The organism is Citrobacter sp. CF971 (assembly GCF_006385635.1).
Lineage (GTDB): Bacteria > Pseudomonadota > Gammaproteobacteria > Enterobacterales > Enterobacteriaceae > Citrobacter > Citrobacter freundii.
This window is the reverse complement of record NZ_CP041051.1, coordinates 2979350-2994441: the sequence shown is the minus strand read 5'-3', so window position 1 is coordinate 2994441 and position 15092 is coordinate 2979350. Positions and strand designations below refer to the sequence as shown.

The window sequence follows — 15092 nt, the reverse complement described above, 5'->3', positions numbered from 1 at the left end:
ATCAAAGCGCCACGCGCAGTTCCTGCGGGTTTTTGCCTGTCACAACGTATTTGGTCTCTTTAATGTGCAGAATGGCTGATTTCGCCTGGTACTTAGGACGAGCCATCTGGTCATTCAGCGTAGGGACCGGTTGCGGAGATTCACGCTTGGCATAACGCGCGGCGTTTTTACCGATCTGACGATAGGTTTCCAGCGTCAGAAGCGGCGCCTGAGGGAACAGCTCCAGGTTTGAAAGCGGCGGTAACCCCTGCTGGTGAATAACCGTCGTGCCTTTTGACTGGATACCGATAGAGATCCCGGAACCGCTCAGACGGTTACCCTCAACGGCAACAAACGCCACATCGGAGGATTTAAAGCAGCGGATAACGCGCGCTTTAATGCCTTCTTCTTCAATACCGGCAATCACTTCGCGCAAGATATTCTTATGCGGGATCCCAACAATATTGACGGTTTGAGACAGGCCAAACGCCGGCCCTACGGCAATAATCACTTCGTCCTGTTGCTGGCCTTGTTTGGCTTCACCAATCTCGGTCAGAAAGCTGTCGCCCTGTGCCGTAGCAGCCTGAGGTGCGCTTGCCGCTGTAGATGCACGGAAAGAGACGGGTTTGTCGCTGGTCTGCATTTCAGACAACACATCTTCAATTATCTGGCGCAGCAGTTTTTCATTAATTTCCATTTTTCACCCCTTAGCCAAGCTCGTTGGGATCAAGTGCGCCAGGGATGTTTTTGATCTCTTCCCAGCGTTCGCCTTGCAGGCGATAACCTGTTGCCGGACCGGCATAGTCGTTAACATCATTCACAGCGGATAGCACCTGTCCGTCGCCAACGATAATGGCGGAGGTATGCAGGTAATCCCCGGTTAACTTGGCTTTCTGGATGTTGAGCATGTCCTGAGCGACATCGGTAAATCCGCCCTGAGCAAGGGCTTTCACCACTTCCAGACCGTTACGGTTTTTGTTGATGATCTCTTGTGCAAACTTGATATCTTCAACGATGTTACGTTCCGGCATATCTTTCGAACCGTGGGCGTAGGTCGCCGCTTCCACTTCTTCATCAGTGATTGGCGGTAATCCCATCCCGGCAAAGACGGCCTGCAGCGCACGCGCCGCTTTGTTACGAATGGCGATAACGTCTTCTTCACGAACCGGGCGCAGACCACCGTCTACTTTCAGGTCACGCTGGAGAACGTTGTAGTCGTCAAAATCTTCAGCATCCTCGTTCGAACCCGCAAACATGTTGTCGTAGTTCGGCACTGCGGAATAACCAGAGGAAATGAAGTCAGTACCCGGCAGGAACTGCATCAGCAGACGCGCAGTACGACGCATATCCGAATGGGTAAAGGTTTGGTCGTTGCTGGAGGCGCATTCCAGATCCAGAGAGGAGCAGATCAGGTTTTCAGCCAGCACTGCACGAATTCCTGACGGCACGGCGGAAGGGACTCCGATGCAGCTTACGGAACCGTTTTGCAGACCCTGTACGCCAGCAGCTTTGGTGATGTAAATACAGCGGGCTTCCAGATAAAGCATCGATTTGCCTTCGGCGTAACCCATCTGAACTTCTGAGCCAGAGCCGGAGGTAAAGCGCATTTTCAGACCACGGGATGCGTAGGATGAGGCGAGGAAGCCTTTAGACCATGGCGTGTCATCGCCGTCGGTAAATACGGGTTCAGTACCATAGACGGAGATGGTTTCAGCGTAGCAGGTGTGGCCTAGCATCCCGAGTTTGAGTTCGGTTGCTTCTTCCAGAGAACACTGAGTTAACACGCCCGGGCGTCCAACCTGTGAGCCGACTAACAGCGCAATGGCGTTAAATGGCGCATAACGCGCAACGGCAACGGTCGTTTCCTGTTCGTCAAACCCGCGCCATGCGCCTTCAGCGGCATCAGCGGCAATTTGCACGGGGTTATCTTTGACATTAGTGACGTGCGCTTGTTGAGATGGTGTACGACGAGCACGCATTTTCTGCATGGCCATCATCATCTCAACGACGTTCATATGGGACACGACTTCGACAATTTTTGCCGGCGTCATTGCGGTGGTCAGCGGCACAATGTCTTTGCGCTTCACGTTAGGATCGCAAAGCATATTGGCCAGTTTGACCGAATCCATCGCCATGACTTCTTCAGCGCGCGCCAGGTTAATGCCATAGCGGGCAATAAAATGGTCGATTAAGTCAAATTCACTAGCGGATTTACCGTCCAGTTCAGTGACTGTACCGTTGACGATTTTAATCGACGGTTTGGGGTCGTTCGGGCTTTCCATCGCAATGAAGCCTTCTTCGATCCACTCCTTAACGAAGCCATCCTGATTCACAGGGCGCTTCGCCAGTGCTTCAAATCTTTTCGATCTCATGAATCAGCCTCACTGATATCAGATGTAGGACGGACGATCGTTTTTCGGCTCTGAGCCGAGGGTCCCGAGTACGGTTTTACCGATTTCACGGGCAGAGATAACAGCCTGACGAACAGCGCCAGAGTCACCCGAAATAACCAGAATGGCTTCGTTACTGAAGCTGGTGCCATGAGCAGGGGAGCTGTAAGCCACAACTTCCACGTTGGCGGATTTCAGGGCAGTATCAGCCATCAGGACACCAACGGATGCTGGTGCGCCGACGATGACGCCACAGGCACGACCAATCGGTGCGCCAAAGGCTTTTTCAAGTGCGTAGCTGGCGCGTGCGGTGTATTGCATTTCGATGTGACCGGCTTCGTTGGCATAAACGTCGCCAAAGGTGCGATCCAGCTCTTTCAGTGCGACTTCAATGCCGCGTTTCACGTCGGAAACATCGTTGCCGCCAAGAATAATCAGCGAGCCATGACCTGCGCCGCCTTTGGTATCACGTGGTAACTCAATACTGACGACTTCAGTATTGGTGGCTTTCACCGCTTCATCAGCGGCCATGATGTGTGGACCCGCACCAGTACGGGCGCCAAGGATGCCAATGGAGCGATAGCGTTTTTCAAGTTTCATTGCGTCCAGTAGGGCACTGTCTACGTTGGCGATTACCAGACCGACGGTGTCGCCAATCGCGGTACCGACAAACTCCGTTAAACTGCAGCTTTTCTCTGCCATAGCCGTTTCTCGTGTTGGGTGATTATTTTCTGGGATAGCCTGCTGTTCCGGCGTTGCCACGCGAGCAATCACCTGCGCCATGATCTGTTCAACCAGTTCATTGCTGCTCATTAGCTAATTCCCTTCGGTAAGATTTTTTCTACATCGGTATGCGGGCGTGGGATAACGTGTACGGCTTTCACTTCTCCCACATTACGGGCTGCGGCGGCACCGGCATCTGTTGCTGCTTTGACTGCGCCGACATCGCCGCGGACAATAACTGTTACCAGCCCCGAACCAATTTTTTCGTAGCCGACCAGCATTACATTGGCTGACTTCACCATTGCATCTGCGGCCTCTATGGCTGCAGTTAAGCCTTTGGTTTCTACCATTCCTAACGCTTCTTGTTGCATAAAGACCTCGCCTGGGTTGTCCCGATTTTCATGACTATAAAAAGAAGCGAGGAAAAAGAATGGCTGAGTTGAAAGTAAGAGTGAAAAAATAGTGGGGTTACAGTGAGATAAAATTGCTGTGAGTTATTGTAATATCCTGTTTTTGTTAGTTATTTTAATCTTTATCGATATGACTATTTGGTCATGTTAATTCCATATTTACACTTTTCTGAGTGACAGTTTAAATATCATTTGCTATGCGAGAAAAATGAAATTGTGATGATCGTTTGAAAATGGAATTCTGCTTTTCGCAATATTTTATTATTTTGAAAATGTACTTTTAATAGGGTGAATCCTCGTTTTGTCACCTGTTTTAATAAAGGTGATAGCAAAATTTTGCTATCACAACACGATTTTTAAGGGTATGTCGCTTGCAGATTGCCAACAATTTGCCGATACAGATTTTTATAGTAAGTCTTGAAGTAATCTTCCTGCCAGCAAGGAGTCCGCTGGTAAAGACACGAACTCTGCTTAGAAGGTGTCACAATGAACGATTCACTAAGAGCGCAATGTATTGCTGAGTTTTTGGGTACCGGGCTATTTTTGTTTTTTGGTATTGGGTGCCTGAGCGCCCTTAAAGTCGCGGGTGCCAGTTTGGGATTGTGGGAGATCTGCATCATATGGGGCTTGGGGATCTCGCTTGCAGTTTACCTGACAGCCGGGATTTCTGGGGCCCATCTCAATCCCGCTATTACCATCGCACTTTGGTTGTTTGCCTGTTTTCCTGGCCGTAAAGTACTGCCTTATTCTGTCGCTCAGATAGCGGGTGCCTTTGGTGGCGCTATGCTGGCCTATTTGTTGTACGGCAGTTTATTTATTGAGTATGAATCAGCCCACCAAATGGTACGCGGCAGTCTGGAAAGCCTGCAACTTGCCAGTATTTTTAGCACGTATCCTGCTGCCGCACTGAGTGTCTGGCAGGCCGCACTGGTCGAAGTGGTGATTACCTCCATTCTGATGGGGATGATTATGGCGCTAACGGACGACGGTAACGGCGTTCCCAAAGGCCCTCTGGCACCACTGTTGATTGGTATTCTGGTTGCTGTTATCGGCGCATCAACCGGCCCACTTACCGGCTTTGCGATGAACCCGGCACGTGATTTTGGTCCTAAATTGTTTGCCTGGATGGCCGGGTGGGGTGATGTTGCGATGACCGGCGGGCGCGATATCCCTTATTTCTTCGTGCCGATTGTGGCTCCCATCATCGGCGCCTGTGCGGGCGCAGCAATTTATCGTTATTTTATTGGCAAAAATTTACCGTGTAATTCGTGTAAGTTGGAGGAAAACGAGAGCTAGCTTCATGAAAGATGTTTATTATTGAAAGGTAAAAACTGTTTTCGTGATCCGGTTTCCTGAACGGCTTAAAAAGTCTCCCAAGAATGGGAGACTTTTGTTATGTTCAATGCTGACTTTCATCAGAGCGCTGGATCGCGAGATGAAAATGAATGTGTGAATAATATGTTTTATTTATAACAATAAATTAACTGAGAGGTTTTATCATGATTTCTGCGAGTGCCCTGAACTCAGAACTCATTAATAAAATCGCACAGGATTTTGCACAGGCCACCAGTCTGGCTGTTGTGGTTGTCAATATTCACGGTGATGAAATTTCTGAGCTTTTTAATTTCACTCCTTTTTGCCAGTTGATGCGCCAGCATCCTCAGCATAGTACGCGTTGTCGTATGAGCGACCGCTGTGGAGGGTTGGAAGCCTCTAAGTCCGATCAACCCTGCATTTATCGCTGCCATGCCGGGCTTACCGATTTCTCAATTCCGCTGGTCATCGCGGGACACCTGGTAGGGTTTGTGCTTTGTGGACAAGTACGCTTAAGTAACGATGTAGGCCTCGTTGATATTCTCAACGTCGATGACCGCTGGCAAGCCGATCCAGAGCTGGTCAACGAGTTCCGTAATGTTCCTGAGATGGACTATTCTCGAGTCATTGCCTCAGCGGATTTACTCAAGCTCATCGTCGAAAATTGCCTTAAGAAACAACTCAATTTTGTTGTTATCAAAGATAACCCGCAGCAGTCAGAGCCGGTACGCGCTAACCGCAGTACCAACCCCCATGACAGTAAAATGAAAAAAGCCCTGCGCTACATTGATGCACATTTATCAGACGAGTTGCGTCTGGAAGATGTTGCCTCTCATGTTTTCCTTAGCCCGTACTATTTCAGTAAATTGTTCAAAAAATATCAGGGTATCGGTTTTAACGCATGGGTAAACCAACAGAGAATGGCAAGTGCCAAAGAGTTGCTTTGCCACAGTGACTGGAGCATAGCCAGCATTGCGCGTAATTTAGGCTTTTCGCAAACCAGCTATTTTTGCAAAGTGTTCCGTCAAACGTATCAGGTTACGCCGCAGGCATTTCGCCAGCAAATTAATGTCATTTCACGCGGAGAGTCCGCTTAAATAGCAATATTTTGCTATTGCCGATTTTTGATATGTGGTGCTATGCCCGTCATTATAAAATGAAAAATAATGACAGCTGCCAATAAATTGTCATAGCGCAACAAAATAATGGTATTAGAGGGATAAACTGCACCAGTTTTTATTTTTGTGATGAGATACAGTGTCTGTGTGAATGACTTTCTTTATTCTTAGCTGATACTTTCATTCAAAAAGTGAACGTATGAATATGTGGGAAAAGGCCAGGAAATTGGCTGAATGAATTCGGAAAGATATTAAACTGAATTATTGTCATGAGGTCGTGAATTTACCTCATAACAGAGAGCTTAATTAACCAGGCTCTTGAACTGACAGGTTTGCCACATTTGTGGTAGGGAAGGGGGTGAGAATCCCCCGCAGCCCCCGCTGCTGTGATGCTGACGACCCCGTATGGACCACTGATCGCAAGATTGGGAAGGACGGGTGAGGATGACGCTAAGCCAGAAGACCTGCCTGTCAGTGACTACCAACAACTTCGGTGGGAAGTGGGTGGTTCAGATGCATACAGTCGAGAGACTGGGTATCTCTACACCCCTACCACCCTGAACAGGATCAGGGTATGGCGGCCAATTTTCACGCATTTGTTCTTGCAGGTACCGGAAGCGGCTGTGGTAAAACCACGGTGACGCTGGGCTTGTTGAGCTTGTTGAAAAAACGCGGTTTGCGCGTCCAGCCTTGCAAAGTGGGTCCTGATTACCTTGATACCGGCTGGCATACAGCGGTATGCGGTACCGCTTCCCGCAATCTTGATAGCTTTATGCTTCCCGTCCCCACGCTGAACGCTCTATTCAACGAGCAGATGCGACATGCAGATATCGCCGTTATTGAAGGTGTGATGGGGTTGTATGACGGCTATGGTACCGACCCAAACTACTGCAGCACCGCCGCGATGGCTAAACAGTTAGGCTGTCCGGTCATCTTACTGGTTGATGGCAAAGCCGTTTCCACCTCAATCGCCGCAACAGTAATGGGTTTTCAGCATTTTGATCCCACTCTGAACATCGCCGGCGTTATTGTTAATCGAGTTAACAGCGAAACGCATTACCAGTTACTGAAAGTCGCAATCGAACGTTACTGCGATGTACCCGTCTTAGGTTACGTACCCCGTATGGATGGTGTTGCCCTTCCCGAACGACATTTGGGTTTAGTCACCGCACGTGAGTCGGTTATCAATCAGCAACCGTGGCAGGAGTTTGCCGCGACGCTGGAGCAAACCCTTGATATTGACGCACTGCTGACATTAAGCCAGTCAACCAATCTTCCTGCTGCCGAATGGCCCGCGCTGCCTGCCGCAGATGCCGGAGCAGGGCTAACGCTTGCAATTGCCGATGACGAAGCCTTCAACTTCTACTACCCGGACAACATTACGCTGCTGGAACGTACGGGGCTTAATATTGTTCGTTTTAGCCCGTTGCACGACACCTGCTTACCCGACTGTCAGATGATCTGGTTAGGTGGTGGATATCCTGAGCTACATGCTGCGGCGCTGGCTCGCAATGTCTCGATGCTGAAGCAACTGCGAGCGGCACATCAACGTGGCGTCGCGATTTACGCAGAGTGTGGGGGGCTGATGTATCTCGGCAGTTCGCTTGAGGACAGTAACGGCGATACCTGGCTGATGGCGGATATCATTCCCGGCCACAGCAAAATGGGAAAACGTCTGACCCGATTTGGCTACTGCGAAGCGCAGGCCGCGCAGCAAACATTGTTAGCAGCAGAAGGGGAAGTGCTGCGCGGGCATGAATTCCACTATTCCGATTTTACCCCTGAAACGCCAGCGGTGATGAACTGTCGCAAAGTGCGCGATGGTAAAACGCTGCAAGCCTGGTCTGGCGGCTGGCAGGTCGGAAACACCTTCGCCAGCTATCTACACGTTCATTTTGCTCAACGTCCGCAGATGCTTAACCACTGGCTGACAGCCGCGAGGAGCGCGCTATGACGATCCTTGCGTGGTGTGTTGCCTGGCTGCTTGATTTTATCATCGGTGATCCGCAGAACTGGCCGCATCCGGTGCGCTGGATTGGCAATCTGATTTCTGCCGTGCAGCGAATTATTCGGCGTTATTGTCATAGCGACCGTGCGCTGCGCATTGGTGGCGCGGTGATGTGGATTGTGGTGGTTGGTCTGACCTGGGCTGCGTCCTGGGGCGTGCTGGTACTGGCAAAATCTGTTCATCCCTGGTTGGGTTGGGTGGTAGAGGTATGGATGATCTTTACCGTGCTCGCCGGGCGATGCCTGGCGAATGCCGCACAGGATGTCGAACGTCCTCTACGGGCCGGTGACCTTGCTGCGAGTCGGGAAAAACTGTCGTGGATAGTGGGGCGTGATACCTCGCAACTGCAACCGCAACAGATCAATCGTGCGGTGGTGGAAACCGTGGCTGAAAACACCGTCGACGGCATTATCGCGCCGCTGTTTTTTCTCCTTCTCGGCGGTGCGCCCCTGGCGATGGCCTACAAAGCGGTAAACACCCTTGACTCCATGGTGGGCTACAAACATGAAAAATACCGCGCTATCGGTATGGTCAGCGCGCGTCTGGACGATGTCGCGAACTTTATTCCTGCAAGACTGAGCTGGCTGCTGCTGGGCGTGGCGGCATTTTTATGCCGTAAAGACGGCTCGCGAGCTTTACAGATTGGCTGGCGCGATCGCTACAACCACAGCAGCCCAAACTGCGCGTGGTCAGAGGCATCCGTAGCCGGGGCATTAGGCATTCGTCTGGGTGGTCCTAATGACTACTTTGGCGAGCGCGTTGAGAAACCGTGGATCGGTGATGCACAACGCGACATTTCGGTAGACGACATTTCCCATACGATTCGACTGATGTGGGTGGCATCGACGCTGGCACTGGCGCTGTTTATTGCGCTGCGGTGGCTGTGGGCCGGTGTAGCCTGAGGACAACATAATGCAATATATCCAGCAACCCCAGGCGATTGAAGCCAAAAGTTTCGACATTATTGGCGAGATCATCCGTGAAACCCGTCCGGACTATCAGTTTGCCAGCCCGTTACATGAAGCCATTATCAAGCGGGTCATTCACACGACGGCAGATTTCGACTGGCTGGACATTCTGTGGTTTTCCAGTGATGTGCTGGAGCAGTTTTGTGCGGCGCTTAGCCGTTCGAGCGTGATTTATACCGACACCACGATGGCGCTTTCCGGGATCAATAAAACGTTGCTGGCAAAATTCGGCGGTGAATGCCGCTGTTACATCAGTGACCCGCGGGTTGTGCGTACGGCAAAAGAGCAGGGTATTACCCGGTCCATGGCTGCTGTCGACATTGCGGTGAAGGAAGAGGGGGAAAAGCTGTTTGTCTTTGGCAACGCGCCAACAGCGCTGTTTCGCCTGCTTGAGCATGATGTCGCTGTCAGCGGTGTGGTTGGCGTACCGGTCGGGTTCGTTGGTGCAGAAGAGTCGAAAGATGCATTGACCCAAAGCAAGTTGCCCGCCATTGCCGCGTTAGGCCGTAAAGGGGGGAGTAATGTCGCTGCCGCTATCGTCAACGCCATGCTTTATCACATGCAGGGGGCGCGATGAGCGAGGCCTTCGATACGCCGGTGTGGCACAACGGTAAAGCGCTGCGTAAAGGATATACCACGGGATCGTGCGCCACGGCGGCGGCAAAAGTGGCAGCGTTGATGGTATTGCGCCAACACCTCATCCATCAGGTTTCCATCGTCACGCCTTCCGGGGTGACGTTGTGCCTGAACGTTGAGTCGCCACATATCGAAGGGCAGCAGGCGATAGCCGCCATCCGCAAAGACGGTGGTGATGATGTGGATGCCACACATGGGATGCTGATTTTTGCGCGCGTGACGTTAGACGATAGTGGCGTGATTGCCTTACAGGGCGGTGAAGGGGTTGGTACGGTAACCCGCAAAGGGATTGGCCTACCGGTCGGTAGTTCGGCGATTAACCGTACACCTCGCCAGACCATTGAATCTGCCGTCCGCGAAGCGATTGGCCCAAATCGTGGGGCGCAGATTGAAATCTTCGCGCCAGAAGGTGAAGAACGGGCGCAAAAAACCTACAACTCCCGCCTTGGCATTCTGGGCGGCATTTCGATTATCGGCACCACGGGTATTGTCACGCCGATGTCGGAAGAGAGCTGGAAACGTTCGCTGTCGCTGGAGCTGGAAATTAAGCGGGCGGCTGGGCTGGAGCGTGTCGTACTGGTGCCGGGAAACCACGGCGAGCGTTTTGTGCGCGAGCAGATGGGTATCGACACCCAGGTTGTGGTCACCATGAGCAACTTTGTCGGCTACATGATTGAAGAAGCCGTACGTCTTGGATTCCGGCAAATTGTGCTGGTGGGACATCCCGGTAAGCTCGTCAAAATCGCGGCGGGGATCTTCCATACCCATAGCCATATTGCCGATGCCCGCATGGAAACGCTGGTGGCCCACCTCGCATTACTTGGCGCACCTCTGGAACTGCTGACGCTGGTCAGCGAGTGCGATACCACCGAAGCGGCGATGGAACATATCGACGCATACGGTTTCCAGCACATTTATGACCATCTGGCTCAGCGCATTTGTATGCGTGTTCTGCAAACATTGCGCTTTACCAAAAATCCACCGACCTGCGATGCCATCATGTTTTCCTTTGATAATCAGGTTCTTGGCAGTAATCGTCCGGTCGCAGAAATTGCTGAGGAGATGCAATGTTAACCGTTGTAGGGATGGGCCCCGCCGGTTTGCATTTGATGACGCCTGCGGCACGTGAAGCGGTCGCGGTGGCGGATGTTCTGGTCGGTGGAAAGCGGCATTTGCAGCAATTCCCGGATTTTGCCGGTGAACAGTTTGCTCTTGGCGCCAATATCCCGGAACTCCTGAGCTGGATTAGCGCGCACCAGGAGAAGCATGTTGTGGTACTGGCATCTGGCGATCCGCTGTTTTACGGCATCGGGACGCGCATGGTGGTGCATTTTGGTATTGAGAATGTGCGGATTATTCCCGGCATTAGTGCGGTGCAGTACCTGTGCGCGCAGTCCGGTATTGATATGAACGATATGTGGCTGACCAGTAGCCATGGCCGCAGCGTCTGTTTTGATGAGCTGGCGCGACATAACAAGGTAGCGATGGTGACTGATGCGCTGTGTGGCCCGCGTGAAATCGCGCAGCAGCTCATTGCCCGAGGCAAGGGGCATCGCTGGATGGTGATTGGCGAAAACCTGGCAATGGAAAACGAAAAGATCCATTTCCTGCCTGTGCGTGAAGTTAACGCCGACTATGACATGAATGCAGTGGTGATCCTCGATGAAAGATGAGCTGTTTCTGCGTGGAGAGAAAGTGCCGATGACCAAAGAAGCGGTACGCGCACTTGCCCTCTCAAAACTTGAATTACACCGCGCCAGTCACCTGATTGATATAGGCGCCGGAACCGGCAGCGTGTCGATAGAGGCGGCGTTGCAATATCCCGGATTACGTGTAACGGCCATCGAACGTAACCCGGCGGCGCTCAGGTTGTTGGATGAAAACCGCCAGCATTTTGCCTGCGCAAATATCGATATTTTTCCCGGCGTTGCTCCCATGACTATCGCGGAAAAAGCCGATGCCATTTTTATGGGCGGCAGCGGTGGTCATCTGACCGACCTGATTGACTGGTCGATGCGTCAATTGCATCCCGCAGGGCGTTTGGTGATGACATTTATCCTCCAGGAAAACCTCAACACCGCGCTAACACATCTGGACCATCTTGGCGTACAGGGAGTGGATTGCCTGCAGCTACAGGTTTCCTCGCTTACTGCGCTTGGCAGTGGTCACTATTTTAAACCGAATAACCCCGTATTTGTTATCGCCTGTCAGAAGGAAGGAAACCATGTCTGAGATTTTTGATCCCCGTAGCGTGTGGTTTGTTGGCGCAGGTCCTGGCGATCGCGAGCTGATTACCCTCAAAGGTTACCGGTTGCTGCAACAGGCGCAGGTTGTTATCTACGCCGGATCGCTGATTAACACCGAACTGCTGGAGTATTGCCCTGCCGGTGCTGAATGTCACGACAGTGCCGAACTGCATCTGGAGCAGATCCTTGATCTGATGGAAGCCGGAGTGAAAGCGGGTAAGACCGTCGTGCGTCTGCAAACCGGCGATGTCTCGTTGTATGGTTCCGTGCGCGAGCAGGGCGAGGAGCTGACCAAACGCGGGATTGACTGGCAGGTGGTGCCCGGCGTCAGCGCGTTCCTCGGCGCGGCGGCGGAGCTGGGCGTTGAGTATACCGTGCCCGAAGTTTCACAGAGCCTGATCATTACGCGCCTGGAAGGCCGCACCCCGGTACCAGAGCGTGAACAGCTGGAGTCTTTTGCCAGCCACCAGACATCAATGGCGATTTATCTTTCCGTCCAGCGTATTCATCGGGTGGCTGAGCGTCTGATTGAAGGCGGCTATCCGGCGACCACGCCCGTGGCGGTGATCTATAAAGCGACCTGGCCGGAAAGCCAGACCGTACGCGGGACCCTGGCGGATATTGGCGACAAGGTTCGCGATGCTGGCATCCGTAAAACGGCCCTTATTCTGGTCGGTAATTTCCTGGGCTCGGAGTATCACTACTCCAAACTCTATGCGGCGGACTTTAGCCATGAATACCGTAAAGCCTGAGTCAATTGCGCTTTTTTGCCTGACTCCTGGCGGCGTTGTGCTGGCGAAACGTCTGGCAGCTATGCTGCCGGTTACCTGTTTTACCAGTGAAAAGCTGCTGGAGGAGGGGTTTATTCCCTTCGAAAACGGCTTTGCGAATACCGCTCGCGAAGCGTTTACGAATTATTCGGCGCTGATTTTTATCGGGGCGACCGGCATTGCGGTGCGCGTACTGGCCCCGCTGGTCAACGACAAGTTTTGCGATCCGGCGGTGGTGGTCATTGATGAACGTGCCCAGCATGTCATCAGCCTGCTCTCCGGTCATGCGGGCGGTGCTAATGCGTTGGCTCGTTATCTGGCGGGCATGTTGGGTGCCGACCCGGTTATCACCACCGCGACGGATGTGAACGATATGGCGGCACTGGATACGCTGGCATTTCAACTGAATGCCCGAATGAGTGATTTCCGTTCGGCGGTGAAGATCGTCAATCAGATGCTGGTCAGCAATAAGCGGGTTGGGCTGTGGTGGGATGACGAACTGACGCAGGATGTCAGCCATTGCGACCGGCGCGGATTTATTACGGTCACCGATCTCAACCAGCTCCCTGAACTGGATGCGTTGGTGTGCATCACCTTACGCACCAATTTACCTGAGCTGCCTGTTCCGCACTGGAAGCTGGTGCCGCAGCGGGTTGTGGCCGGAATTGGTTGTCGCCGTGATACGCCGTTCCCGCTGCTGGCTGCGCTGCTTGCCCGCCAACTCGAAGCCCAACAGCTCGATCCGCTGGCGCTAAAAGCGATTGGCAGCATCACGCTGAAAAAAGATGAACAGGGACTTATCCAACTGGCTTCATGCTGCCGCGTTCCTTTCGAAACCTTTACTGCTGACGCGCTGCGTGAGCATGAGCACCGTTTTCCGGCCTCATCGTTTGTTCGCAAAACGGTGGGTACAGGAAGCGTTTCTGGTCCTGCAGCCTGGCTGTTGAGCCACGGACAACTGTTAGGCGAGACCCTGCGAGAACAGGGCGTCACTATCACTTTGGGAGTTTCACACTGATGTTAAGCGTAATTGGAATTGGCCCTGGCTCGCAGGCAATGATGACCATGGAAGCCGTTGAAGCACTGCAGGCAGCGGAAATCATCGTGGGCTATAAAACCTACACCCATCTGGTAAAAGCGTTCACTGGCGACAAGCAGGTGATCAAAACCGGGATGTGCAAAGAGATTGAACGCTGTCAGGCGGCGATCGAACTGGCGCAGGCGGGGCACAACGTGGCGCTGATCAGCAGCGGTGATGCGGGGATTTACGGTATGGCCGGGCTGGTGCTCGAGCTGGTCAGTAAGCAAAAGCTGGACGTTGAGGTCAGGCTAATCCCAGGGATGACCGCCAGCATTGCCGCCGCCTCTTTGCTGGGTGCGCCGTTGATGCACGATTTCTGCCACATCAGCTTAAGCGATCTGTTAACGCCGTGGCCGGTTATCGAAAAACGCATCGTTGCCGCCGGTGAGGCCGATTTTGTTATCTGTTTCTACAACCCACGCAGTCGGGGTCGCGAAGGACATCTGGCGCGCGCATTTGAGCTGTTATCTGCCAGCAAGAGCGCACAAACGCCGGTTGGTATTGTGAAGTCAGCCGGACGTAAAAAGCAGGAAAAATGGCTGACCACGCTGGGTGAAATGGACTTTGAGCCGGTTGATATGACCAGTCTTGTGATCGTGGGCAATAAAACAACCTATGTTCAGGACGGCCTGATGATCACGCCACGAGGTTATGTGCTGTGAATTATGGTGATGTGCTGGTCATGGGCGGCACCAGCGACGCGCGCATGCTGTGCCAGCAACTGGATGCGGCAAACGTGGCCTACACCCTGTCCGTTGCGACCCCGACGGGAAAGCAGCTGGCGGGAGACATCAAAGGCCAGGTGCGCTGCGGGCGTCTGGAACGTGAACAAATGATTGCCTGGCTACAGGAAAATCAGACGCGCTGGGTGATCGATGCCTCGCATCCGTACGCCGAGGTGGTGAGTCGCAACATCATGAATGCCTGCGAAGCGGCGGGCGTACTGCTGAGCCGCTACCAGCGCCCTGAGCAGTTGAGCGGATTAACTCACCCGCAGCTTTATACCGTACAAAGTATTCCGCAAGCCTGTGAGGTGGCGCGACGCTTCGGCGATCGCGTGCTGTTGACGACTGGCAGTAAAGATCTGTCCATCTGGCGAGAAGGGTTGCCTGAAAAAACGCTGCTGGCGCGCGTTCTGCCTGTACCTGAGGTCATTCAGCAATGCGCGGATCTGGGATTTGGCGTCGGTGAAATCTTCGCACTGTGTGGGCCGTTTAGCGCCGAGTTCAACGCCGCGTTTTATCGCCAGTGTCAGGCTGATGTGGTGATCACTAAGGCTTCAGGCGCTGAAGGTGGTTATCAGGAAAAAGTTCAACCCTGTCTGGATGCCGGTATCCCCTGCATCGTGATTACACGTCCGGCACCGTTGGTGACGGGAGACGAGTTACTGGAAAGTCAGGCCGCCTTTGCGGCGCGTTTAACGCGCTGGCTGGCCGCGGCTTAAGGAGT

At 52.8% G+C, this 15092-nt stretch carries 16 protein-coding genes and 1 riboswitch; of the genes, 12 read left to right on the top strand and 4 right to left on the bottom strand.

Annotation, left to right across the window (positions count from 1 at the left end; all coding sequences use genetic code 11):
• Position 1 precedes the first annotated feature (1 nt).
• Genes pduD through pduA form a run of 4 tightly spaced genes read right to left on the bottom strand, consistent with a single transcriptional unit; the run spans position 2 to position 3463 of the window.
• Complete coding sequence (gene pduD / locus E6P06_RS18065; protein ID WP_032936764.1) at positions 2-676, bottom strand: propanediol dehydratase medium subunit PduD; 675 nt, start codon at positions 674-676, stop codon at positions 2-4.
• A gap of 10 nt (positions 677-686) precedes the next feature.
• On the bottom strand, positions 687-2351 hold the full coding sequence (pduC, locus tag E6P06_RS18060) for a propanediol dehydratase large subunit PduC (protein WP_003030249.1): 1665 nt from the start codon (positions 2349-2351) through the stop codon (positions 687-689).
• Positions 2352-2369: 18 nt separating this feature from the next.
• Complete coding sequence (gene pduB, locus E6P06_RS18055; protein WP_003030252.1) at positions 2370-3182, bottom strand: propanediol utilization microcompartment protein PduB; 813 nt, start codon at positions 3180-3182, stop codon at positions 2370-2372.
• The gene (gene pduA, locus E6P06_RS18050) at positions 3182-3463 is read right to left on the bottom strand and encodes a propanediol utilization microcompartment protein PduA (protein WP_003030255.1); all 282 of its coding nucleotides are present in this window, start codon (positions 3461-3463) and stop codon (positions 3182-3184) included. Before pduA ends, pduB begins: the two co-directional genes overlap by 1 nt.
• 525 nt (positions 3464-3988) lie before the next feature.
• On the opposite strand from pduA, the gene pduF reads away from it, so the two are divergent.
• The 12 genes from pduF to E6P06_RS17990 all read left to right on the top strand — a co-directional run bounded on the left by pduF (position 3989) and on the right by E6P06_RS17990 (position 15087).
• Positions 3989-4798, top strand: coding sequence for a propanediol diffusion facilitator PduF (pduF, locus tag E6P06_RS18045; RefSeq protein ID WP_003839018.1), 810 nt, complete (start codon positions 3989-3991; stop codon positions 4796-4798).
• Between the two features lie 203 nt (positions 4799-5001).
• Entirely contained in the window at positions 5002-5913 is a 912-nt protein-coding gene (gene pocR / locus E6P06_RS18040) for a regulatory protein PocR (RefSeq protein WP_003030260.1), read from the top strand.
• A 332-nt stretch (positions 5914-6245) separates the two neighbouring features.
• A riboswitch (cobalamin riboswitch) is annotated at positions 6246-6421 on the top strand.
• Between the two features lie 87 nt (positions 6422-6508).
• Positions 6509-7888: a cobyrinate a,c-diamide synthase gene (locus tag E6P06_RS18035; protein WP_003844238.1), complete on the top strand. Its 1380-nt coding sequence runs from the start codon at positions 6509-6511 to the stop codon at positions 7886-7888.
• Positions 7885-8844: an adenosylcobinamide-phosphate synthase CbiB gene (gene cbiB / locus E6P06_RS18030; protein WP_003839024.1), complete on the top strand. Its 960-nt coding sequence runs from the start codon at positions 7885-7887 to the stop codon at positions 8842-8844. Before E6P06_RS18035 ends, cbiB begins: the two co-directional genes overlap by 4 nt.
• 10 nt (positions 8845-8854) lie before the next feature.
• Positions 8855-9487: a cobalt-precorrin-8 methylmutase gene (locus E6P06_RS18025; RefSeq protein ID WP_003030267.1), complete on the top strand. Its 633-nt coding sequence runs from the start codon at positions 8855-8857 to the stop codon at positions 9485-9487.
• Positions 9484-10620 (top strand): cobalt-precorrin-5B (C(1))-methyltransferase CbiD, encoded by a 1137-nt coding sequence (gene cbiD / locus E6P06_RS18020; protein WP_003030269.1) that lies wholly within the window; start codon positions 9484-9486, stop codon positions 10618-10620. The genes E6P06_RS18025 and cbiD overlap by 4 nt, the downstream gene beginning before the upstream one ends.
• A complete protein-coding gene (locus tag E6P06_RS18015; protein ID WP_003844235.1) occupies positions 10614-11219 on the top strand; it encodes a cobalt-precorrin-7 (C(5))-methyltransferase in 606 nt (201 codons plus the stop codon). Before cbiD ends, E6P06_RS18015 begins: the two co-directional genes overlap by 7 nt.
• Complete coding sequence (locus E6P06_RS18010) at positions 11209-11778, top strand: decarboxylating cobalt-precorrin-6B (C(15))-methyltransferase (protein WP_003030273.1); 570 nt, start codon at positions 11209-11211, stop codon at positions 11776-11778. The genes E6P06_RS18015 and E6P06_RS18010 overlap by 11 nt, the downstream gene beginning before the upstream one ends.
• On the top strand, positions 11771-12544 hold the full coding sequence (locus tag E6P06_RS18005) for a cobalt-precorrin-4 methyltransferase (protein WP_003030275.1): 774 nt from the start codon (positions 11771-11773) through the stop codon (positions 12542-12544). Before E6P06_RS18010 ends, E6P06_RS18005 begins: the two co-directional genes overlap by 8 nt.
• Positions 12525-13580, top strand: coding sequence for a cobalt-precorrin 5A hydrolase (gene cbiG / locus E6P06_RS18000; protein WP_003030276.1), 1056 nt, complete (start codon positions 12525-12527; stop codon positions 13578-13580). The genes E6P06_RS18005 and cbiG overlap by 20 nt, the downstream gene beginning before the upstream one ends.
• The gene (locus E6P06_RS17995; protein ID WP_003030278.1) at positions 13580-14305 is read left to right on the top strand and encodes a precorrin-3B C(17)-methyltransferase; all 726 of its coding nucleotides are present in this window, start codon (positions 13580-13582) and stop codon (positions 14303-14305) included. The genes cbiG and E6P06_RS17995 overlap by 1 nt, the downstream gene beginning before the upstream one ends.
• Entirely contained in the window at positions 14302-15087 is a 786-nt protein-coding gene (locus E6P06_RS17990) for a cobalt-precorrin-6A reductase (RefSeq protein ID WP_046670006.1), read from the top strand. The genes E6P06_RS17995 and E6P06_RS17990 overlap by 4 nt, the downstream gene beginning before the upstream one ends.
• Positions 15088-15092 lie beyond the last annotated feature (5 nt).